At 68.8% G+C, this 21,797-nt stretch carries 20 protein-coding genes; 14 read left to right on the top strand and 6 right to left on the bottom strand.

Annotated features, from left to right (window positions below):
• Positions 1-8: 8 nt before the first annotated feature.
• Positions 9-3,596: a transcription-repair coupling factor gene (gene mfd, locus CQ034_RS00270; protein WP_105709527.1), complete on the bottom strand. Its 3,588-nt coding sequence runs from the start codon at positions 3,594-3,596 to the stop codon at positions 9-11.
• Between the two features lie 79 nt (positions 3,597-3,675).
• Here mfd and CQ034_RS00265 point away from each other — a divergent pair, with 79 nt between their 5' ends.
• From CQ034_RS00265 to CQ034_RS00235, 7 genes are all read left to right on the top strand, one after another.
• Complete coding sequence (locus CQ034_RS00265) at positions 3,676-4,239, top strand: GNAT family N-acetyltransferase (RefSeq protein ID WP_105709526.1); 564 nt, start codon at positions 3,676-3,678, stop codon at positions 4,237-4,239.
• A gap of 51 nt (positions 4,240-4,290) precedes the next feature.
• Positions 4,291-5,154, top strand: a complete 864-nt coding sequence (locus CQ034_RS00260; RefSeq protein WP_105709525.1) for an Fpg/Nei family DNA glycosylase — start codon at positions 4,291-4,293, stop codon at positions 5,152-5,154.
• A gap of 276 nt (positions 5,155-5,430) precedes the next feature.
• On the top strand, positions 5,431-6,477 hold the full coding sequence (ribD, locus tag CQ034_RS00255; protein ID WP_105709524.1) for a bifunctional diaminohydroxyphosphoribosylaminopyrimidine deaminase/5-amino-6-(5-phosphoribosylamino)uracil reductase RibD: 1,047 nt from the start codon (positions 5,431-5,433) through the stop codon (positions 6,475-6,477).
• A complete protein-coding gene (locus CQ034_RS00250) occupies positions 6,477-7,106 on the top strand; it encodes a riboflavin synthase (protein ID WP_029263005.1) in 630 nt (209 codons plus the stop codon). The genes ribD and CQ034_RS00250 overlap by 1 nt, the downstream gene beginning before the upstream one ends.
• A complete protein-coding gene (gene ribA / locus CQ034_RS00245) occupies positions 7,103-8,371 on the top strand; it encodes a GTP cyclohydrolase II (RefSeq protein WP_105709523.1) in 1,269 nt (422 codons plus the stop codon). Before CQ034_RS00250 ends, ribA begins: the two co-directional genes overlap by 4 nt.
• Positions 8,368-8,841: a 6,7-dimethyl-8-ribityllumazine synthase gene (ribH, locus tag CQ034_RS00240; protein WP_029263007.1), complete on the top strand. Its 474-nt coding sequence runs from the start codon at positions 8,368-8,370 to the stop codon at positions 8,839-8,841. Before ribA ends, ribH begins: the two co-directional genes overlap by 4 nt.
• Positions 8,842-8,912: 71 nt before the next feature.
• On the top strand, positions 8,913-9,266 hold the full coding sequence (locus CQ034_RS00235) for a hypothetical protein (protein WP_029263008.1): 354 nt from the start codon (positions 8,913-8,915) through the stop codon (positions 9,264-9,266).
• Positions 9,267-9,276: 10 nt separating this feature from the next.
• Here CQ034_RS00235 and CQ034_RS00230 read toward each other — a convergent pair whose 3' ends face one another.
• On the bottom strand, positions 9,277-10,263 hold the full coding sequence (locus CQ034_RS00230) for a LacI family DNA-binding transcriptional regulator (protein ID WP_105709522.1): 987 nt from the start codon (positions 10,261-10,263) through the stop codon (positions 9,277-9,279).
• 159 nt (positions 10,264-10,422) lie between these two features.
• Here CQ034_RS00230 and CQ034_RS00225 point away from each other — a divergent pair, with 159 nt between their 5' ends.
• The 4 genes from CQ034_RS00225 (at position 10,423) to CQ034_RS00210 (ending at position 15,462) form a co-directional block, all read left to right on the top strand.
• A complete protein-coding gene (locus CQ034_RS00225) occupies positions 10,423-11,340 on the top strand; it encodes a carbohydrate ABC transporter permease (protein ID WP_105709521.1) in 918 nt (305 codons plus the stop codon).
• Between the two features lies 1 nt (position 11,341).
• Positions 11,342-12,232 carry a carbohydrate ABC transporter permease gene (locus tag CQ034_RS00220; RefSeq protein WP_181156174.1) on the top strand — a complete coding sequence of 297 codons (891 nt, stop codon included), beginning with the start codon at positions 11,342-11,344 and terminating at the stop codon, positions 12,230-12,232.
• Positions 12,233-12,297: 65 nt separating this feature from the next.
• Positions 12,298-13,659, top strand: coding sequence for a sugar ABC transporter substrate-binding protein (locus tag CQ034_RS00215; protein WP_105709520.1), 1,362 nt, complete (start codon positions 12,298-12,300; stop codon positions 13,657-13,659).
• A 66-nt stretch (positions 13,660-13,725) separates the two neighbouring features.
• Entirely contained in the window at positions 13,726-15,462 is a 1,737-nt protein-coding gene (locus CQ034_RS00210) for a beta-galactosidase family protein (protein ID WP_105709519.1), read from the top strand.
• A gap of 39 nt (positions 15,463-15,501) precedes the next feature.
• On the opposite strand, the gene CQ034_RS00205 is transcribed toward CQ034_RS00210, so the two are convergent.
• A complete protein-coding gene (locus CQ034_RS00205) occupies positions 15,502-15,999 on the bottom strand; it encodes a metallophosphoesterase (RefSeq protein ID WP_105709518.1) in 498 nt (165 codons plus the stop codon).
• A 146-nt stretch (positions 16,000-16,145) separates the two neighbouring features.
• Between CQ034_RS00205 and CQ034_RS00200 the strand changes: the two genes are divergently transcribed.
• On the top strand, positions 16,146-17,606 hold the full coding sequence (locus CQ034_RS00200; RefSeq protein ID WP_105709517.1) for an MFS transporter: 1,461 nt from the start codon (positions 16,146-16,148) through the stop codon (positions 17,604-17,606).
• Between the two features lie 78 nt (positions 17,607-17,684).
• Here CQ034_RS00200 and CQ034_RS00195 read toward each other — a convergent pair whose 3' ends face one another.
• The 3 genes from CQ034_RS00195 to CQ034_RS00185 all read right to left on the bottom strand — a co-directional run bounded on the left by CQ034_RS00195 (position 17,685) and on the right by CQ034_RS00185 (position 19,423).
• Entirely contained in the window at positions 17,685-18,062 is a 378-nt protein-coding gene (locus tag CQ034_RS00195; protein ID WP_105709516.1) for a type II toxin-antitoxin system VapC family toxin, read from the bottom strand.
• A complete protein-coding gene (locus CQ034_RS00190; RefSeq protein WP_105709515.1) occupies positions 18,059-18,310 on the bottom strand; it encodes a hypothetical protein in 252 nt (83 codons plus the stop codon). Before CQ034_RS00190 ends, CQ034_RS00195 begins: the two co-directional genes overlap by 4 nt.
• Positions 18,311-18,391: 81 nt before the next feature.
• Entirely contained in the window at positions 18,392-19,423 is a 1,032-nt protein-coding gene (locus CQ034_RS00185) for a S66 peptidase family protein (RefSeq protein ID WP_105709514.1), read from the bottom strand.
• 74 nt (positions 19,424-19,497) lie between these two features.
• Between CQ034_RS00185 and CQ034_RS00180 the strand changes: the two genes are divergently transcribed.
• Both CQ034_RS00180 and CQ034_RS00175 read left to right on the top strand, forming a co-directional pair.
• Positions 19,498-19,704 (top strand): transcriptional regulator, encoded by a 207-nt coding sequence (locus tag CQ034_RS00180; RefSeq protein WP_105709513.1) that lies wholly within the window; start codon positions 19,498-19,500, stop codon positions 19,702-19,704.
• Positions 19,705-19,801: 97 nt separating this feature from the next.
• Positions 19,802-21,688, top strand: a complete 1,887-nt coding sequence (locus CQ034_RS00175) for an ABC transporter ATP-binding protein (RefSeq protein WP_105709512.1) — start codon at positions 19,802-19,804, stop codon at positions 21,686-21,688.
• The last annotated feature ends 109 nt before the right edge of the window (positions 21,689-21,797 follow it).

Here is a 21,797-nt window from a genome sequence, read left to right as displayed (position 1 = left end):
ACCGCACGCTACTCGGCTTTGGCCGGTTCCGGGAAGATCGCGGTGAACAGCTGCTCGACCCATTCGAGAAGCTGTGCGTCGGGCAGCGGCTCGAGCCCCACGCCCACAGCGGCGGGAACCGTGGGCATCGGCACGACCAGTGCCTCTCCCCCGGCCACGAGCTTCGCCTTCGGATACAACCGCTGCAGCCGCACCTTGATCGAGTCCTCGAGCCGCGCCGGTGCGATGCGCAGGTTCGAGCCCATGACCACCACGTCGGTCAGCCCGGCGCGCGCAGCCCGACGACGCAGTCGCGAGATCGCCAGCAATCCCTCGACCTCTTCCGGCGGCGTGCCGTAGCGGTCGACGAGCTCCTCGATCACGAGATCGATGGCCCCGTCCTTCGCTGTGGCCGCCGACGCCGCCGACAGCTTCTGGTACGCCTCGAGACGCAGCCGCTCGCTGTCGATGTAGTACTCGGGGATGCGGGCATCGAGGGGAAGCTCGAGCCGCAGCTCCTGCCCGGTCTCGACCTCGTCGCCGCGGAACGTCGCCACCGCCTCGCCGATCATCCGCAGATACAGGTCGAATCCGACGCCGGCGATGTGTCCGGCCTGCTCCGCACCGAGCATGTTGCCCGCGCCGCGGAGCTCGAGGTCCTTCAGCGCGACCTGCATGCCCGAGCCGAGCTCGTTGTTGACCGCGATCGTCTGCAGCCGGTCGGCGGCGGTCTCGGAGAGCGGCTTCATCTCGTCGTAGAGGAAGTACGCGTACGCCCGCTCACGCCCTCGCCCGACCCGACCGCGGAGCTGGTGCAGCTGGCTGAGGCCGTACTTGTCGGCGCGGTCGATGATGATCGTGTTCGCGTTCGAGATGTCGAGGCCGGTCTCGATGATCGTGGTCGAGACGAGCACGTCGAACTTGCGCTCCCAGAAGTCGTCGACGACCTGCTCCAGTTGGTGCTCACCCAACTGCCCGTGGGCGACGGCGATGCGCGCTTCGGGCACGAGCTCCGCCAACTGCGCCGCGACGCGCTGAATCGACTGCACGCGGTTGTGCACGAAGAAGACCTGCCCCTCGCGCAGGATCTCGCGCCGGATGGCCGCGGCGATCTGCTTGTCGCTGCGGGGGCCGACGAACGACAGGATCGGATGCCTGTCCTCGGGCGGCGTCGCGAGCGTGGACATCTCGCGGATGCCCGTGACCGCCATCTCCAGCGTGCGCGGGATGGGGGTGGCGCTCATGGCGAGGATGTCGACGTTGGTCTTCAGCTTCTTCAGCGCGTCCTTGTGCTCGACGCCGAACCGCTGCTCCTCATCGATGATCATCAGGCCGAGATCCTTGAAGATGACCCCTTCCGTGAGGATGCGGTGGGTGCCGATGATCATGTCGACCGACCCCTCCAGCAGTCCCTGGAGCGTGAGCCGGACTTCCTTGTCGGTCTGGAAGCGCGACAGCGCGCGCACCTTGACCGGGAAACCGGCGAAGCGCTCGGTGAACGTCTCCATGTGCTGCTTCACCAGGAGCGTCGTCGGCACGAGCATCGCGACCTGCTTGCCGTCCTGGATCGCCTTGAACGCCGCGCGCACGGCGACCTCGGTCTTGCCGAAGCCGACGTCGCCGGAGAGCAGCCGGTCCATCGGGATCGGCCGCTCCATGTCGGCCTTGATCTCGTCGATCGTCTGCAACTGGTCCTGCGTCTCCGCGAACGGGAACGCCTCCTCCAACTCGCGCTGCCAAGGCGTGTCCGGGCCGAAGGCATGGCCCTTGGCGCTCATGCGCGCGGAGTACAGCTTCACGAGCTCGACGGCGATGTCGCGCACCGCCTTGCGGGCCTTGCCCTTGGCCTGCGACCAGTCGCTGCCGCCCATCTTCGACAGGGTCGGGGCCTCGCCGCCGACATACTTCGAGAGGGAGTCGAGCTGATCCGTGGGCACATACAGCTTGTCGCCGGGGTAGCCGCGCTTGGAGGGGGCGTATTCGAGGATGAGGTAGTCGCGCACGGACTTGGTGGCGTTGCGTCCACCGGTGGACACCTCGCGCTGCGTCATCTCGACGAACCGCCCGATGCCGTGCGTGGCGTGCACCACGAAGTCGCCCTGCTTCAGCTGCAAGGGGTCGACGACGTTCTTGCGCCGCGAGGCGAGCTTCTTGACGACCCGCTGGTCGCCACCGATCGTGCGTCCGTAGAACTCGTTGTCGGTGAGGACGGCGAGCTTCGCCTCCGGCACCTGGAATCCGGCTTCGACGGACCCCATGACCAGGGTCGCGACACCGGCCTCTGGCGCATCCGTGAGACTCTCGACGACGCGGGCCGCGAGGCCGCGATCGGACAGCACATCGCGTGCACGGTCGACCAGGCCGCTTCCGGCTGCGATCACCACGACCCGCCAGCCGTCGGTGACCTTGGCCTCGACGAACGAGATCGCCCCGTCGACGTTGCCGTGGAACGACGGGATGATGGCGGCACCGAGGGTGGCGGCATCCGTGTCGGAAGCCGCGTCGCCGTCGCCGACGCTGATGCCGAAGGGGCTCAGCTGCCACCAGACGCCACCCCGGTCGCGCACGACCTCGCGCAGTTCGGCGACCGTGAGGAAGTCGCCGGCCCCGAGGTCGATGGGCGCCGACGCACCAGAGGTGGCCGCGCTCCAGGCGGCATCGAGGAACTCGCGGTTCGTGTCACCCAGCGTGATCGCACGCGCGGTGGAGCGGTCGGGATCGACGACGGCCGTCGCGGCCCCCGCCGGCAGATACTCGGCCAGGGACTTCAGCGGCCCCGCGACCGCAGGCAGGAGCGATTCCATGCCCTCGACCGGGATGCCCTCGGACATCTTCTCGAGCATCCCTCTGATCGCCGGGAATCCCTCGATCAGCTCCCGCGCGCGATCGCGGACATCGGCGGTCAGCAGCAGCTCGCGGCTCGGCGGCAGGTCGACGCCGGGCACGTCGCCGGGGAGCGAGCGCTGATCGGCGACGGAGAAGGCGCGGATCTGGTCGATCTCGTCGCCGAAGAACTCGATGCGGAACGGGTGCTCCGAGACGGGAGGGAAGACATCGAGGATGCCGCCGCGCACGGCGAACTCGCCACGGCGGGAGACCATGTCGACACGGGAGTATGCGCGCTCCACGAGCTGCTCGACCACGCGGTCGAGCTCGTTGCCCCTGCTGCCGACGGAGAGTTCGAGCGGCGCGATCTCCCCGAGGTTGCCCGCGATCGGCTGCAGCGCCGCGCGCACGGAGGCGACGATCACGAGCGGGTGGTCACCGGACCACTCCGCGATGCGGCGCAGTGTCTGCAGGCGCTGGCCCACCGTGTCGACGCTGGGGCTCAGGCGCTCGTGCGGCAGCGTCTCCCAGGCCGGGAACGTCAGGATGTCGGCCGTGGGCAGGTAGGCATGCATCGCCAGCGCCAGGCTCTCGGCGCGGCGCCCGGTGGGGACGACCGCGAGCAGGGCGGGAGGATGCCCCGCCGCCGCGCGCTTGCCGAGCAGACCGGCGAGCGCCGGCGCATCGAGCCCGTCGACCAGACCGAGGTCGGCATCGGTGTGCGCCCACTTCAGAGCGTCACGGTACAGAGACGCCTCTTCCAAGGCGCGCAGAATCCCCGGAACAGTCACCGGACAAGACTAGTCGCGCCCGCCGACACTCCGGCCCGCCCGCTCGTTCCGAGGGGGCTCACCTCAATAGGCTGTCGGGATGGAATCCGTCGCCCTGACCACCGAACGTCTCGTCCTGCATGCACCGACGGAGGCGGACATCGATGCGATCACGGAGGCGTGCCAGGATCCGGAGATCGCGCGCTGGACGACGGTTCCGAGCCCGTACAACCGCGAGGATGCCGAGCACTTCGTGCGTCTCGTCGCGGGGTCGTGGGCCGACGGCTCGGAGGCCGTCTGGGGCATGTACGCCGGCGACGAGCTCGTGGGCATGATCGGTCTGCACGGCATCGCCACCCACGTCACGGGTGGGGCCGCCGAGCTCGGGTACTGGGTGACCCCGGCCGCTCGGGGCAAGGGTCATCTCGCGGAAGCGGCACGCGCCGTGATCGACTGGGGTTTCACCGAGCTCGGGCTCGTCCGCATCCGCTGGCAGGCCGTCGCCGGGAACGTCCCTTCGGCGCGGGCCGCCCGCGCGCTCGGCTTCCGCTACGAAGGCCTGCAGCGCCAGGCGCTCACGAGCCCGCGTGGCCGAGACGACGGCTGGATCGCCGGCTTGCTGCACGATGACGACCGCACGCCGGTGGACTGGCCGATCCTCTGAGGAGTGAGCCCACCGGGTGACAGTGTCGGCGGCCGATGACAGGATGAAGGCATGCCGGAGATGCCGGAAGTCCAGGGCCTGACCACGTTCCTCGCCGACCGCGCCGTGGGGCGCACGATCACCCGCACCAGCGTCGCGGCGATCGCCGCGTTGAAGACCTACGATCCGCCGATCACCGCGTTGCAGGGCACCACGATCACGGCCGCCGCCCGGCTCGGCAAGTTCGTCGTGCTGTCCTGCGGCGACGAGCTGCACCTCGTGTTCCACCTCGCGAAGGCGGGGTGGCTGCGTTGGTACGAGACGCTGCCGACGACGCTCATCAAACCCGGCAAGTCGCCGATCGCTCTGCGCATCGCGCTCGACGACGACAGCGGTTTCGACCTGACCGAGGCCGGAACGAAGAAGTCGCTCGCCGTCTACGTCGTCCGCGACCCGCAGGAGGTGCCGGGCATCGAGCGGCTCGGGCCCGACCCGCTCGACTCCGCCTTCGACCGCGACGCCTTCGCCGGGCTGCTGGAGGACCGGCGGATGCAGATCAAGGGGCTGCTGCGCGACCAGGCGGTGATCGCGGGGATCGGCAACGCCTACTCCGACGAGATCCTGCACGCCGCCCGGATGTCGCCGTACGCGATCGCCGGGAAGCTCGACGATGCCGAGATCGACCGCCTGTTCGACGCGATGCGCGAGACGCTGACCGAAGCGGTCGCCGAGGCATCGGGCAAGCCGCCCGCCGACCTCAAGGATGCCAAGCGCCGCGGGATGCAGGTGCATGCGCGTCGCGGCGAGACGTGCCCCGTCTGCGGCGACACCGTCCGCAGCGTGTTCTTCGCCGACCGCTCGCTCGAGTACTGCCCCACCTGCCAGACCGGCGGCAAGGTGCTCGCCGACCGCCGTCTCTCTCGACTGCTGAAGTGATCGCGGCCCTGCCGGTCCATGTCTTGGAATGAAATGCGCGCAGGTGCGTTGAGTACACTCAGAGCAACAACGTGCTCCGGGGTCGGTGGGAATCCGAACCGGCGGTGACAGTCCGCGAGCGTCTCGAGAGATCGGGATGCCGATCCGGTGGAATTCCGGGACCGACGGTGATGCGAGGGAGACCTCGCTAGTCCGGAAGGGAGGCAGCACGAGACGCATGCGTGCGTCCGTTCCGCCATCCCTGTCTGACCCCGGAGCCTCAGAGGAGGACGACGGATGGCAGTGAACGCGGCAGAGCGCAGCGCGATGGATCGCGCGCTCCAGCTCGCCACGCGCGGACCCCGTGGGGCGAACCCGCAGGTCGGCGCGGTCATCCTCTCCCCCGATGGCACGGTCCTCGCCGAGGGCTGGCATCACGGAGCAGGCACCCCGCACGCCGAGGTCGACGCGCTGTCGAAGCTCGCACCGGGCGATGCCCGCGGCGCCACCGCCGTCGTGACGCTCGAGCCCTGCAACCACACCGGCCGCACCGGGCCCTGCGCCGTCGCGCTCATCGAGGCAGGTGTCGCGCGGGTCGTGTACGCCCTCGACGATCCCGGCGCCGAATCGGGAGGCGGAGCGGACCGCCTGCGCGCCGCCGGCGTCGACGTCGAATCGGGTGAGCAGGCAGACGCCGCGCACGCGCTCATCGAGGGCTGGCTCATGGCGCAGCGGTTGGGACGCCCGCACATCACGGTCAAATGGGCGCAGAGCCTCGACGGCCGCGCTGCCGCTGCCGACGGCTCGAGCCAGTGGATCACCGGGCCTGCCGCGCGCGCCGACGTGCACCGCCGCCGCGCGGACGCCGACGCGATCGTCGTGGGCACCGGCACCGTGCTCGCCGACGACCCGGCGCTCACCGCCCGCGACGGCGACGATCTGCTGCCGCACCAGCCCGTCCCGGTCGTCATCGGTTCGCGCCCGACGCCGACGGACGCCGCGGTGCACCGCCATCCGCACTCCCCGCTCTTCTACGACACCCGTGATCTGCGCACGGTGACCGCCGATCTGCACGCGCGCGGCATCCAGAGCGTCTTCGTCGAGGGCGGGCCGACCCTGGCCAGCGCCTTCATCGAGGCGGGCCTGGCCGACCGGGTGCTCGCCTACATCGCGCCGGTGCTGCTCGGCGGCGACAAGCTCGCTCTCGGCGACATCGGCGTGGCGTCGATCGACCATGCGCGCCGCCTCACGATCGACGAGTGGGTCCCGCTCGGACGCGACCTGCTCGCCATCGCACACCCCGCAGTAGCGACAGACCCTCAGAACCAGAACGGAGCCGCCTGATGTTCACCGGAATCATCGAGGAGATGGGCGAGATCACCGCGATCGCGCCCGCGGGAGACGGCTGGCGCCTGACCGTGCGGGCCCCGCGCGCCGCAGCGGATGCCGTGCACGGCGAGTCCATCGCCGTCTCGGGCGTGTGCCTCACGGTCGTCGGCTCGACTGCCGACACCTTCGACACCGACGTGATGAAGCAGACGCTCGACGTCGCCGCGATCGGATCGGCGACGGTCGGCACCCGCGTCAACATCGAGAAGGCCATGCCGGTCGGTGCACGACTGGGCGGACACATCGTGCAGGGTCATGTCGACGGAGTCGGCGACGTGCTCGAGGTGCGACCCGGTGCCCAGTGGAGCGTCCTGCGCATCAGCCTGCCGTCCGACCTCGCCCCGCTCGTGGTCGACAAGGGATCCATCTCCGTCGACGGAACATCACTGACCGTGAGCGCCGTCAGCGAGCCCGCCGACCCCTCCCCCTGGTTCGAGGTCTCGCTCATCCCGGAGACCCTCGCCGCGACGACCCTCGGCAGCCGTGCCGTAGGAGACCGCGTGAACCTCGAGACCGACATCCTCGCCCGCCACGTCGAGCGCCTGCTCGCGTTCCGCGCCGCACCGGAAGGAGGCTCGCGATGAGCCTTTCCACGATCGCCGAGGCCCTGGAGGCGCTGCGCGCCGGGCGCCCCGTGCTCGTCGCCGACGACGAGAACCGCGAGAACGAAGGCGACGTGATCCTGTCGGCCGAGCTCGCCACGCCCGAGTGGGTGGCCTGGACGGTGCGCTGGTCGTCCGGCTTCATCTGCGCCCCGATGCCGACCGACCTCGCCGACCACCTGAACCTGCCGCCGATGGTGGCCGCCAGCGAAGACGCTCGCTCGACGGCGTACACCGTGAGTGTGGACGCGGCCGAGGGCGTGACCACCGGCATCAGCGCCCACGACCGCGCGCACACGCTGAACGTGCTGGCGAACCCGGGTTCGACGGCGACGAGCATCATCCGTCCGGGCCATGTCCTGCCGCTGCGCGCCGTCGACGGTGGCGTGCGCGAGCGCAGTGGTCACACCGAAGCCGCCGTCGAGCTGATGAAACTCGCGGGCCTGCGTCCGGTCGGCGCGATCGCCGAGGTGGTCGCGGAAGACGGCAGCATGATGCGCCTGCCCGGGCTGATCGAACTGGGCGCTCGCGACGGTGTGCCGGTCATCACGATCGAGCAGCTCATCGCGCACCTCAACGAGATCGACCCCGAAGGCGCCACGCCCTCGGCGCATCGCGGGCGCCGAGTGAGCCTGCGTGCCGACGCCACGGTGCCGACGACCCACGGGACCTTCCGGTTCCTCGCCTACAAGGACCGCGTCACCGGGACCGACCACATCGCCGTCGTCTCGGGAGAACTCGGCGAGACGGCTCTCGTCCGCGTGCATTCGGAATGCCTGACCGGCGAGGCGTTCGGCTCGCTGAAGTGCGAGTGCGGCCCGCAGCTGGATTCGGCGCTCGATGCGATCGAGAAGCAGGGCGGCGTCGTCATCTACATGCGCGGTCACGAGGGACGCGGCATCGGCCTCATCAACAAGCTGCGGGCATACAGCCTGCAGGAGGAGGGCCTCGACACGGTCGACGCGAACCTCGCCCTCGGCCTGCCCGCCGACGCGCGCGACTATGCCGCAGCAGCGGGCATCCTCGCCGATCTCGGCGTGTCGAAGGTGCGGCTGCTGACGAACAACACCGACAAGGTGGAGCAGCTGCGCGAGCTGGGACTCGACGTCATCGAGCAGGTCCCCCTGATCGTGGGCGTCGGACCGAACAACCATCAGTACCTGGAGACCAAGCGTGACCGGATGGGTCACATCATCGGCGAAGCGGAACTCGCAGAGGCGCTCGCCCACGGGAAGGACGAGAAATGAGCGGCGCAGGAGCACCCGAGACCGGCGACATCGATGGACGCGGCCTGAACGTCGTGATCGTCGCCGGTACCTGGCACGAGACCATCTCGAACGGCCTGATCGCCGGCGCGGAACGCGTGCTGAACGAGGCGCAGGCCTCGCATCGCCTCGTGCGGGTGCCCGGCTCGTTCGAGCTCGCTCTCGCTGCACAGGCCGCCTTCGCCGGCGGCGCCGATGCGGTCGTCGCGCTCGGCGTCATCATCCGCGGCGGCACCCCGCACTTCGAGTACGTGTCGGCAGCGACCACCGACGGCCTCACCCGCGTCGCGCTCGACGCCGGCAAGCCGGTCGGGTTCGGCGTGCTGACCCTCGATGACGAGCAGCAGGGTCTCGACCGCGCGGGCCTGGAAGGCTCCAAGGAAGACAAGGGCGCCGAGGCGGCGGACGCGGCACTGCGCACCGCCCTCGTCGTCCGCGAACTGCGCGGCTGAGACGGGCCCCACCGCGCAGGTCAGCCTGGCCTTGCTAGCGCAGACCGACCCGTACCTCCTACGGTGAGGGCATGGAGACTCTGCGCCACATCGTGCTGTTCGTCCACCTCATCGGCTTCGCCGTGCTCTTCGGAGCGTGGGCGGTCCAGGCGTTCGGCGGCAAGCGCGAGTTCACGCGTCTGATGAACATCGGCATGGCGATCGCCGCGGTCGCCGGCCTCGCTCTCGCCGCCCCCTGGGGAATCTCGTACGAGCTCAACTACGTCAAGATCGGCGTCAAGCTCGTGATCCTGCTCGTCATCGGTGCGCTCCTCGGAATCGGTCTGGGCCGTCAGCGCCGCGGAGCAGCCATCCCCCCGGCGGTGTTCTGGCTCGTCGGCATCCTCACCGCCGCCAACGCCGCCATCGCTGCGATCTGGCGCTGAGCGCGAGCGCTCAGCGTTTTCGCGGCGGCGCCGTGCTCTCCCGCACGACCAGCTCGGTGCTCACGAGCGGCGTCTGCTGACGCCCGCTGCCGTCGAGCTCGGCGAGCAACGCATCCACCGCGAGGGCCCCGACCCGCTCCGGATGCTGCTGCACCGTGGTCAGTGGCGGCCACAGCTGCGCGGCGTCCGGCAACCCGTCGAAGCCGACGAGGCTCACATCGCCCGGCACCTCGCATCCGGCCTCCCGGAACGCGCGGAGCACGCCGATCGCCATCTGGTCATTCGCGACGAACACCGCGGTGACGCCGTCCATCTCGCGGAGCCGGAGACCCGCCTCGTACCCCGACGCGGCGGACCAGTCGCCCTGCAACGGTTCCGGCACCGGGCGTCGGTGCTTCTCGAGCGTCTCCCGCCAGGCATCGCGACGCCGTTCCGCGGAGTACGAGCGCGCGGGACCGGTGACGTGCCACACCGTGTCGTGTCCGAGTTCGAGCAGATGCTCGGTCGCCAGCCGCGCACCCTGCGCCTGGTCGGTGTCGACGAACGGCAGCGTCTCGCCGCGGTTGGAGTCGACGAACACCACGGGCAGGGCATCGGGGATCTCGATATCGGCCTCGTCGAGCTGGTGTGCCTCGATCACGATGATGATCCCGTCGACCGCGTGCTCCTCCAGGCGCCGGAACGCACCGGCCACGGTCTCGCCGGCACTCGACTCCACGGGGATGAGGGTGAGCGCGTAGCCGAGCTGGGCGGCGCGCACCGCGATCGCGTCGAGCGTGCGCTGGTTGCCGTAGGAGCTGAACGAGAACATCACGACGCCGATCGTGCGGAATCGCCCTGACCGCAACGCGCGGGCTGCGCTGTTGGGGCGGTAGCCGAGGCTCTGCATCGCGGCTTCGACGCGCTCGCGGGTGGCGGCACCGACGTATCCCCTGGCGTTCACGACGCGGGAGACCGTCTGTCCGGAGACGCCGGCCTCGCGGGCGACGTCTTCCATCGAAGGCTCACGACGACGTGCCGACGTCTCTGTCGGATGCTCTGGGGTCACGATCACCCATCCCCTCATATGTTGACGTTGACACACTAGCAGCGCATCGCATATGTTGACGTTGACACACGGCGCACGGTGCGCCGGAACCGTAAGAAGGAATCGTCGATGACGACTGAAACCCCCGCAGCCCTGGGCGCCTCCGGCCTCCGGCGCCGCGACAAGCGCGACTGGAAGGGCTGGGCCTTCGTCGGCCCGTTCATGGTCGTCTTCGCCCTGGTGTTCCTGACACCGCTCGCCTACGCGCTGTACCTGAGCTTCTTCCAGGAGAAGCTCATCGGAGGCAACGCCTTCGTCGGCCTGGACAACTACGTCCGCGCGCTCACCGACCCGCAGTTCTGGGAGGCGTTCGGCCGCGTGCTGATCTTCCTCGTCGTGCAGGTGCCGATCATGCTGGTCCTCGCCCTCGGCGCCGCCCTCGCCATCGACAGCGCACGTCTGCGCGGAGCATCCTTCTTCCGCATCCTGATCTTCCTTCCCTACGCCGTGCCCGCCGTCGTCGCGGTGCTGATGTGGGGCTACATCTACGGCGACCAGTTCGGACTCACGAGCAACATCAACGACTTCCTCGGAGTCGATGCGATCACGCCGTTCGCCAAGGAGTGGATGCTGGTTTCGATCGGCAACATCGTCACGTGGGAGTTCGTCGGCTACAACATGCTGATCTTCTACTCGTCACTCAAGACCATCCCGACCGACATGTACGAGGCCGCATCCCTCGACGGAGCGGGGGCATGGCGCACGATCTTCTCGATCAAGATCCCCTCCGTGCGCGGCGCGCTCGTGATCGCGACGATCTTCTCGATCATCGGCAGCTTCCAGCTCTTCAACGAGCCGAACATCCTGCGGCCCCTGGCTCCGAACGTGATCACCACGTTCTTCACGCCGAACATGTACGCCTACAACCTGTCGTTCGCCGGACAGCAGTTCAACTACGCCGCCACGATCGCCATCATCATGGGCATCATCACCGCGGTCATCGCCTACGTCGTGCAGCTGCGCGGCTCGAAGTCGGAGGTGCGCTGACATGGCACTCCCCCTCGCCCGCCCCTCGCACCGACGTCACGATCCGCTGAACCCGCGCAAGTCCAACACGCTGCTGATCGTCATGATCGTCTACGCGCTGTACACGCTCGTGCCCCTGGTCTGGCTGCTGTTCAGCTCGACGAAGACGCAGGCGGGACTCTTCAGCTCCTTCGGGCTCTGGTTCTCGGACGACTTCGCGTTCTTCGACAACCTCGTCGCCACGTTCTCCTACCGCGACGGCATCTTTCTGCGCTGGCTCGGCAACACGCTCCTGTACGTCGTGGTCGGCGCGGGCGGCGCGACTCTGCTCGCCACACTGGCCGGCTACGGCCTCGCGAAGTTCCGCTTCCCGGGTCGGCGCGCGGTCTTCGCCGTCGTCCTCGGAGCAGTCGCCGTTCCCGGCACGGCACTCGCCGTACCGACGTTCCTGCTGTTCAGCGAGCTGGGCCTGACCAACACCCCCTGGGCCGTGATCATCCCGTCTCTCATCAGCCCCTTCGGGCTGTACCTGATCTGGGTCTTCGCCTCCGAGTCCGTGCCGACCGAGCTGCTGGAGGCCGCGCGCATCGACGGCGCCGGAGAGTTCCGCACGTTCTTCACGATCTCGATGCGCCTGCTCGCGCCGGGCATCGTGACGGTCGCGCTGTTCACGGTCGTGGCGACCTGGAACAACTACTTCCTCCCGCTGATCATGCTGTCGGATCCCGCCTGGTATCCCCTCACGGTCGGTCTGAACCAGTGGAGCGCCCAGGCCATCGGCGCCGGCTCCCAGCCGATCTACAACCTCGTGATCATGGGCTCGCTGCTCACGATCATCCCGATCGTCATCGCCTTCCTGCTGCTGCAGCGCTTCTGGCAGTCAGGTCTCACCGCGGGAAGCGTCAAGCAGTAGCCCCGCACTCCTTCCTCACCCCCTCGCGATCCGATGCTGGATCGCACCCCCGAAAGGACACAGCAATGAAGCACCTTCCCTCACCGACACGGCGCGCCCTCGCGGTGCTCGCCGCAGGAACCGTGGCAGCACTGGCGCTGGCCGGCTGCAGCACCGGCAGCGACGCCGGCAGCGGCTCCGGCTCCGACGCCGGATCCGGCTCCTTCGACTCCGTCGAGGCCGCGCTCGAGAAGGGCGGCGAGATCACGTACTGGTCGTGGACGCCGTCTGCCGAGGCTCAGGTCGAGGCGTTCCAGAAGGAATACCCGAACGTCAAGGTCAACCTCGTCAACGCCGGCACCAACAACGAGGAGTACACGAAGCTGCAGAACGCGATCAAGGCAGGCTCCGGCGCGCCCGACGTCGTACAGATCGAGTACTACGCGTTCCCGCAGTTCGCACTGACCGACGCCTTCGCCGATCTGTCGAAGTACGGCTTCGCCGACTTCGAGGACGACTACACCGCATCCACCTGGAACTCGGTCACCGCCGGCGACGCCATCTACGGCCTGCCGCAGGACTCCGGCCCCATGGCGCTGTTCTACAACAAGACCGTGTTCGACGCCGCGGGCGTCGAAGTGCCGACCACCTGGGACGAGTACTACGAGGCGGCGAAGAAGATCCACGCCGCGAACCCCGACGCCTACATCACCAACGACACCGGCGACGCCGGCTTCGCGACCTCCATGATCTGGCAGGCCGGAGGCAAGCCGTTCGAGACCTCGGGCACCGATGTCACGATCGACCTGCAGGACGAAGGGTCGAAGAAGTGGACCGAGAACTGGAACCGCCTCGTCGAGGAGGACCTCGTCGCGCCCTACGGCAGCTGGAGCGACGAGTGGTTCCGCGGCCTCGGTGACGGCAGCCTCGCCACCCTCGTGATCGGCGCCTGGATGCCCGGCAACCTCATCACCGGCGCCCCCGACGGCGCAGGCGACTGGCGCGTCGCGCCGATGCCGACCTACGACGGCACTCCGGCGAGCGCCGAGAACGGCGGTGGCGGTCAGGCCGTCACGACGCAGAGCAAGAACCCGGAGCTCGCGGCCGGCTTCCTGTGGTGGCTGAACAACTCGGAGGAAAGCATCTCGATCTTCCTCGAGTCAGGCGGCTTCCCGTCGACGACCGCCGAGCTCTCCAGCGAAGAGTTCCTCGCCGATGCTCCGGAGTACTTCGGTGGCCAGAAGATCAACGAGGTCCTCGCGGCCGCAGCCGACGACGTGGTCGAGGACTGGAGCTACCTGCCCTACCAGGTGTACGCGAACAGCATCTTCGGCGACACCGTGGGCCAGTCGTACCAGAACGGCACCGACCTGAACGAGGGCCTGACGGCCTGGCAGGACGCGCTGGTCGAGTACGGCAACGCGCAGGGCTTCACCGTCAACAAGTAACACCCGTGGCTGAGCCGGCCCCAGAGCGGGGCCGGCTCAGCTCCTCGATCGAAAGCACTCCGACACGTGACCACGTTCTCTCTCGGCGACACCGACTTCCTCCGCGACGGTCAGCCGCATCAGGTGATCTCCGGCGCCATCCACTACTTCCGGGTGCACCCGGACCTGTGGCAGGACCGCATCCGCAAGGCACGGCTGATGGGCCTGAACACGATCGAGACGTATGTCGCCTGGAACGCGCACGCCCCGCGGCGCGGTGAGTGGGACACGACCGGGTGGAACGATCTCGGACGCTTCCTCGACCTCGTTCATGCCGAGGGTCTGGATGCGATCGTGCGCCCGGGTCCCTACATCTGCGCCGAGTGGCACAACGGCGGTCTGCCGGTGTGGCTGACCGGGAGCATGGAGAACCTGCGATCGTCGGCTCCCGACTTCCTCGTCGAGGTGAGCGCCTACCTGCGACGCGTGTACGACATCGTCGCGCCGCGCCAGATCGACCGGGGCGGACCCGTCGTGCTCGTGCAGATCGAGAACGAATACGGCGCCTACGGAGCGGACAAGGCCTACCTCGAGGCACTGGTCGCCGTCACGCGGGACGCCGGCATCACGGTGCCGCTGACGACCGTGGATCAACCCGTGGATCAGATGCTGAGCGACGGCAGCCTCCCCGAGCTGCACAAGACCGGCTCCTTCGGATCCCGCAGCGCGGAACGCCTCGCGACCCTGCGCCGGCACCAGCCGACCGGCCCCCTGATGTGCTCGGAGTTCTGGGACGGCTGGTTCGACTGGTGGGGCGGAGTGCATCACACGACCGACGTCACCGCTGCCGCAGCCGACCTCGACGCCCTGCTCGCCGCCGGAGCATCGGTCAACATCTACATGTTCCACGGCGGCACGAACTTCGGGCTCACCAACGGCGCGAACGACAAGGGTCGCTACCTGCCGCTCGTGACCTCCTACGACTACGACGCGCCGCTCGACGAGGCCGGCACCCCCACGGAGAAGTTCTTCGCCTTCCGAGAGGTGATCGCGAAGTACGCCCCGGTGCCGGAAGAGGTGCCAGCCTTCGCGAGCGCGGCACCGGCGCTCGAAGTCTCCCTCTCCCCCGTCGGGGCGTGGACGGATGCTGCCGGATCCGGTGCGGTCGCCGCACAGCCGCAGAGCTTCGACGCCCTCGGGCATCTGAGCGCGCTGGTGCGATACGACGTCGACCTCCCGGACGGGAAGGGCGGCCAGTTGCTCATCGACGAGGTGCGCGACCTCGCCTGGGTGAGCGTCGATGGCGTCGCCGTCGGCACGCTCTCCCGCACGCGGCATGACCGTGCGATCCGCATTCCGGCCGGCCGCACCCTCAGCATCCTGGTCGAGGACCAGGGCCGGGTGAACTACGACCACCGGCTCGGCGAGGAGAAGGGGCTGATCGGCGCGGTCACTCTCGACGGCACAGTCGTGACCGGGTGGCGCTCGACACCGCTCGACGTCGCCGCCATCGCCGCCGAGCTCGCCTCGGCACAGCCGACGGATGCTGCGGGAGACGGCCCGCTCGCGTGGACCGCCGAGTTCACAGTGGACACCGCGACCGACCTGTTCCTCGACACCGCACCGTGGAGCAAGGGATACGCGTTCGTCAACGGCTTCTTCCTCGGCCGCTACTGGCGCAACGGGCCGCAGCGCACGCTCTACGTGCCCGCACCGGCGACACGCACCGGCGGCAACCGGCTCGTCGTGCTCGAGCTCGAGCAGATCCTGGCACCCGTCGCCCGCTTCGTCGAGGCACCGGCGCTCGGCGTCACGGAGGAGTGACGCGGGAGCGCATCGGAGCGCGGGAGACGGGCGGATGGTTCACGGCAGCGGCACCAGCGTCGCGTTCACATTCGTCCCCTCGATCGTGACCCACATCATGGTGCACGCCGGCTGCCGACGGCGGTCCGTGGGCGACCCGGGGTTGAGCAGTCGCAGGCCCGCAGGGGACACGGTGTCCCAGGGAATGTGCGAGTGCCCGAATACGAGGAGATCGATGCCGGGGTACGCCTCGTCCATCCGCTCTTCGCGCCTGCGGGACTCCCCCGTCTCATGCACGACGGCGATATCGACGCCCTCGACCGTGAACCGGGCGACCTCCGGCAGGCGTGCCCGCAGCTCGGGGCCGTCGTTGTTGCCGTACACGCCGTGCAGCACCCGCGACCGCGACTCCAGCAGATCGAGTGTGGCTTCGTCGACCCAGTCGCCCGCGTGCACCACGATCTCGGCATCGTCCACCGCCTGCAGCACCGCATCCGGCAGCCTTCTCGCCCGCTTCGGCACGTGGGTGTCGGCCAGGAGCAGCATCCTCGTGGTCATCGTTCCTCCCGCCTTTCGCCGCCCTCGACTCTACGCATCCGGATCGCGCGCCGAATGACACGCGAAACGCGTACACAGCCAACACTCAGGAAGGCGTAAACTCGCCGAGTCCCCGGTATACCAAAGGGGCTGAACGGAGGAGCCTCATGAGTACTGCCACTGCGCCCGCGAACCCGCGCTCGCGCGTCATCACCGCGAGTCTGGTCGGCACGACCATCGAGTTCTACGACTTCTACGCGTATGCGACGGCGGCCGTTCTCGTGTTCCCCGTGCTGTTCTTCCCGACCGGAGACGACACCACCTCGCTCCTGTCGTCGTTCGCCGTCTTCGGTGCGGCGATGGTCGCGCGTCCCATCGGCGCCGTGGTCTTCGGCCACTTCGGCGACAAGTTCGGCCGCAAGGCCACCCTCGTGGCATCGCTGCTGACCATGGGAATCGCGACCTTCGTGATCGGTCTGCTCCCCACGTACCAGGACATCGGCTGGTGGGCAGCGCTCCTGCTGCTGATCCTGCGTCTCGCCCAGGGCTTCGCGCTCGGTGGCGAGTGGTCGGGTGCCGCGCTGGTCGCCACCGAGAACGCCCCGAAAGGCAAGCGCGCCTGGTACGGCACCTTCCCGCAGCTGGGTGCACCGCTCGGCTTCATCATCGCCAACTTCCTCTTCCTCTCGATCAACTGGCTGCTGCCGCACGCCGAGAACCCGGTCCTCAAGTCCGAGGCGTTCCTCTCCTGGGGCTGGCGCATCCCGTTCCTCTTCTCGGCCGTCATGGTGATCATCGGCCTGTGGGTGCGACTGAAGCTCGTCGAGTCCGACACGTTCAAGAAGGCCGAGACGAAGGGCGTGATCCGCAAGCTCCCGCTCGCGACGGTGTTCCGTCACCACTGGAAGCAGCTGATCCTCGGCACGTTCATCATGCTGGCGACCTACGTGCTGTTCTATCTGATGACCAACTTCACGCTCGCCTACGGCACCAAGCCCGCGTCGCTCGAGACCGCTTCGGCCGCCGCGAAAGCCGCAGCCGAAGCGACGGGCGCACCGTTCGACCCGACCAAGTTCGCGGCACAGTTCTACCCCGGCCTCGGATTCGGCTACACCGACTTCGTGCTGATGCAGATCATCGGCGTGGTGTTCTTCGGGATCTTCACGCTGCTCTCCGGGCCGATCGCCGACGCTGTCGGACGCCGGAAGCTGCTGCTCTGGGTCACGGGCGCGATCATCGTGTTCGGCTTCACGTTCAACACGTTCCTCCTCCCCGCCGTCGACCCGAAGTTCACCGGTGCACTCGCTCAGGCGTTCCTCGTGTTCGGGTTCATGCTGATGGGGGCGACGTTCGGCCCGATGGGCGCGCTGCTCCCCGAGCTGTTCCCGACGAACGTGAGGTACACGGGGTCGGCGATCGCCTACAACGTGTCGTCGATCCTCGGCGCGGCTGTGGCGCCTCTGATCGCGCTCTGGCTGTGGGCGCTCGGCGACGGCGCGCCGTGGCTGGTGGGCCTCTACCTGTCCGCGATGGGTGTGCTGACCTTCGTCGCACTGCTCCTCTCCCCCGAGACGAAGGACCACGACTACGACGACGACCTCGGGGTCGCCGCCGCCGTCGAGCTCTGATCACGGAGAGCGGCAGCCGCCGGCGTCGGAGGCTGCCGCTCCCGCAGGACTCAGATCAGCACGCGGGCGTGACGCCCGTCAGAGGACGATGACCTCGCAGTAGCGCGCCGCCGTCTTCGCGAGCTTCCGGTCGAGCGTGAGCAGCGGGATGCCGAGGGCCTCGGCGAGCGCGACATACCCGGCGTCGTAGGCGGTGACATCGTCCCGCAGCATCCAGATCCGCGGTATCAGCCGGCGCAGCGGATGCCGCGTGATCTGCAGCTCGCCGAAGAGGTCGAGCGCCTCCCGCGCGCGGTGAGCCGGCAGGCCATCGTGGAGCGTCTGACGCCGCAACACCGAGAGCACCTCGATGTCGAGCCCGGCGTGTGCGTGAAAGTCGTCGCCGTTCACCCAGTCACTCGTGCCCAGCAGGGCATCGATCGCTGCGGAGGCATCGAGCACGACCGCGGTGCTCATGGGGCGAGCTCGTCGTCCCTGTCGGCACGAGCCGCGTCACGCGCCGCGAGGATCTGACTGCGTGTGAGCGCGCTTCCGTCACTCACCGACCTCGCGCGCGCTGCGGCGATGATCTCCGCGTTCGTCCGGTACTGCACGAGGTCCGCGAGTTCGCGGGCCACGTAGTCGGACAGCGACATGCGCTCCGCGGCGGCGCGTTCCTTGAGGCGTGCATGAACATCGTCCGGGAGATTTCGTACCTGCAGCATCCGACCCACTCTTCCAGGATCGCATGTGTTGCGCATGCGCGAAAGAGCGAGCTGGGGATAATCCGCGCGGTCGAACTCAGATCAATACGCGGCGGTGATCGTGCGGGCGGCACCGTCCACGACCATGGTGCCGCCGTACGGCAGAATCCACTGCGGACGCGTGTGCCCGAACGGCGGACCGACGCAGATGACGGCCGCGGAGTTGTAACGGGTCACGACGTCGATGACCGCGTCTCGCTGCGCCGCACGGAGTGTCTCAGCCTCAGCGGGCGTGGGGCGGAACTCGAAATCGCTCACCGGCGGGCGCGCGACCACGACCGCGGAGACCGCGGTGAGGATCCCTCGCTCGCCGAGCCCTCGCAGCCACCGGGCGACCCAGCCGGCGGGCGGCCGCTCCTCGCTCGTCTCGAGCAGCAGGATCGCGCCCTCGAGCTGCTCCGCAGCCGGGAGTCGGCCGACGAATGCGAGACCATCGATCACCTCGAGGCATCCGCCCCAGGTCGTGCCCTCGACGCGCACGGCGGGCCCGGCCCACGTCCACGGGTCGGTCGGGATGCGATCGCCGAATTCCACGAGCGCTCGGGGGTCTGCCCACCGCCGCCCGACATCCTCCGACTCCCCCGGTTCGGTGATCTCCAGCGCGCCGCCCTCCAGCAGCAGCGCGCGCAGCGACCGCAGGTGGATGCTGTCCACCTGCGGTCCGGGCCCGAGGTGCACGGCTGTCGATCCGCCGTAGTAGCCCTGCACCCCGAGCCCCCAGAGCCAGTTGAGGATGTTCGTATTGTCGCTGTATCCCACGAACGGCTTCGGATCGACCACCGGAAGCGTGGGGTCGAGGTGCGGGACGACGAGGATCTGGTCATCCCCGCCGATCGTGGCGAGGATCGCCCGGATTGTGGGATCGGCGAAAGCCGCATTCACGTCGGCGGCGCGTGCCTGCGGGCTCGCGTCGAGCTCACGCGTGGTCGGGTACTCCACCGGAATCAGGCCGGTGTGCTCCTCGAGACGGCGCAGCGCCTGTGCGTGGAGTTCCGGCGCGACCGCGGGCGCCGCGAACGCAGGCGAGAGGATGGCAACACGATCGCCGGGGACGAGCTTCGGAGCGGTCAGCATCCCACCAGTCTCACACGTCAACAGAAATTGACATTTCTGCAGCAGTCAACAAGAATTGACGCAGGAGGTGCATCATGACAATGCCGATCGCGATCGCACAGGACGATGGCAGCGAGCCCCTGGCCGCGCTGCACAGGCTCGCCGAGACGCGTAAGGAGATCGCCCGCGCCGAGGAGGCGAATGTGCGCCGCGCCCGCAACCTCGGATACTCGTGGCAGGCGATCGCGAGCGCGCTCGGCGTGAGCAAGCAGGCCGCGCACCGGCGGTTCGGTCGCTCCTGACGCCCGGCCCCGACACCGCGCACCCTTACAGCCCGCCCATAGGATTCGGCCGCGAACGAAGTACGGTCGAAGTACCATCTCCAGATCGAGGTCCCGCATGTCCGGTTCGGCGACAGCACGCCGCCGCGGACGTGGCGCACAGCCCGAAGGCCCGCGCGCCACCTTCCGCCAGCTCCTCCCCTTCCTCTTCGAACACAAGCGAACCCTGATCGTGGTCGCCGTGCTCAGCGTCGTCGGTGCCGCCACGTCTCTCGTGCAACCCCTGCTCGTCGGCCAGGTCATCGAGGCGGTGCAGTCCGACACCGGGATCGGGATCCTCGTGTGGCTGCTCGTCGGCTTCGTGATCGTGTCGTCCGTCATCTCGGGCTTTCAGCACTATCTGCTCCAGCGCACCGGCACCGCGGTCGTGCACTCGAGCCGCCGCAAGCTGATCGCCCGCATCCTGCACCTGCCGACCTCCGAGTTCGATGCCCGCCGCACCGGCGACCTCGTCTCCCGCGTTGGCACCGACACGACCCTCCTCTACGCCGTGCTCACGCAGGGCCTCGCGGATGCCGTCGGCAGCGCCGTGCTCTTCCTCGGCGCGCTGATCGCGATGCTTCTGATCGACCCGATCCTCCTGCTGCTCATCGTGGTGGTGATCGGCATCTCCGTCACGGTCGTCGTGCTGCTCAGCGGCCGCATCCGCACCGCCTCGACCGCGCAGCAGGAGAAAGTCGGCGAACTCGCCTCCGGCGTGGAGCGTGCGGTCGGCTCGATCCGCACCATCCGCGCCTCGGGCGCCACCGAGCGCGAGACGGCCGCGGTGTCGGAGCTCGCCACCGACGCGTACGGCATCGGCGTGCGCATCGCCAAGATCTCGTCGATGGTCGTGCCCGTCTCCGGCATCGCGCTGCAGCTGTCGCTGCTCGTGGTCCTCGGCGTCGGCGGGTTCCGGGTGGCCGCCGGCGCGATCACCATCGCGTCGCTGATCTCGTTCATCATGTTCCTGTTCCTCCTCGTGATGCCGCTCGCCACGACCTTCGGCGCGATCACTTCGGTGAACCAGGCACTCGGCGCACTCGGTCGCATCCAAGAGGTGCTGGACCTGCCGACGGAGTCGCAGGACGACGAGGCCATCGCCGCCGCCCTCCCTCCCGAGGACGCAGCACCCGGCGCACCGGCCATCGAGTTCCGCGACGTGCGCTTCCACTACCCCGCGAACGTGGTGGCAGCCCGTCATGCCGCAGCGAAGGAGGCCCGGAACCTGCTCGCCGACGCGCACCTGGAATCCGCGGAGGGTGCACCGCCGGCCGCGCAGGACCACGAAGTGCTCCGCGGGGTGTCGTTCGCCGTTCCGCGCGGCGCCAGAGTCGCCCTCGTCGGCCCCAGCGGTGCGGGAAAGAGCACGATCCTGTCGCTGATCGAGCGGTTCTACGACCCGACCGGCGGCTCCATCCGCCTGCACGGCCACGACGCGCGCACCTACCCGCGCGACGAGCTGCGCGCCCAGTTCGGGTACGTCGAGCAGGATGCTCCCACCCTCGCCGGCACGCTCGCCGAGAACCTGCGTCTCGCCTCACCCGATGCCTCCGACGCGGACTGTGAACGCGTGCTGCGTGCCGTGAACCTCGGCGACGTGCTCGAACGCAACCCGCTGGGCATCGACGCGCCCGTCGGCGAGGATGGCGTCATGCTGTCCGGCGGCGAGCGCCAGCGTCTCGCGATCGCCCGCGCCCTGCTCACCGATGCTCCGATCCTGCTGCTCGACGAATCGACGTCATCGCTCGACGGCGTGAACGAGCAGCGGATGCGCGAAGCCATCGATGCCGTCTCGACCGACCGCACACTCATCGTGATCGCGCACCGCCTGTCGACCGTGGTCGACAGCGACCTGATCGTGGTGCTGCAGGACGGCGTCGTGGTCGGCCAGGGCACGCACGAGGAGCTCGTGGAGTCGACACCGCTCTACCGCGACCTCGCCCGGCACCAGCTGCTCACCTGATTCTCGTCCGTTCCCGGACGACACGAAGGCGGGACGTCGGAGACCACTCAGCCATGGGTTCGTCTCTGATGTCCCGCCTTCGCGGGTGTGAGGGTGCCGGCTCCCCCGA

This window comes from Microbacterium sp. MYb45 (assembly GCF_002979655.1).
Classification (GTDB): domain Bacteria; phylum Actinomycetota; class Actinomycetes; order Actinomycetales; family Microbacteriaceae; genus Microbacterium.
This window is presented reverse-complemented; position numbering and strand designations above follow the sequence as displayed.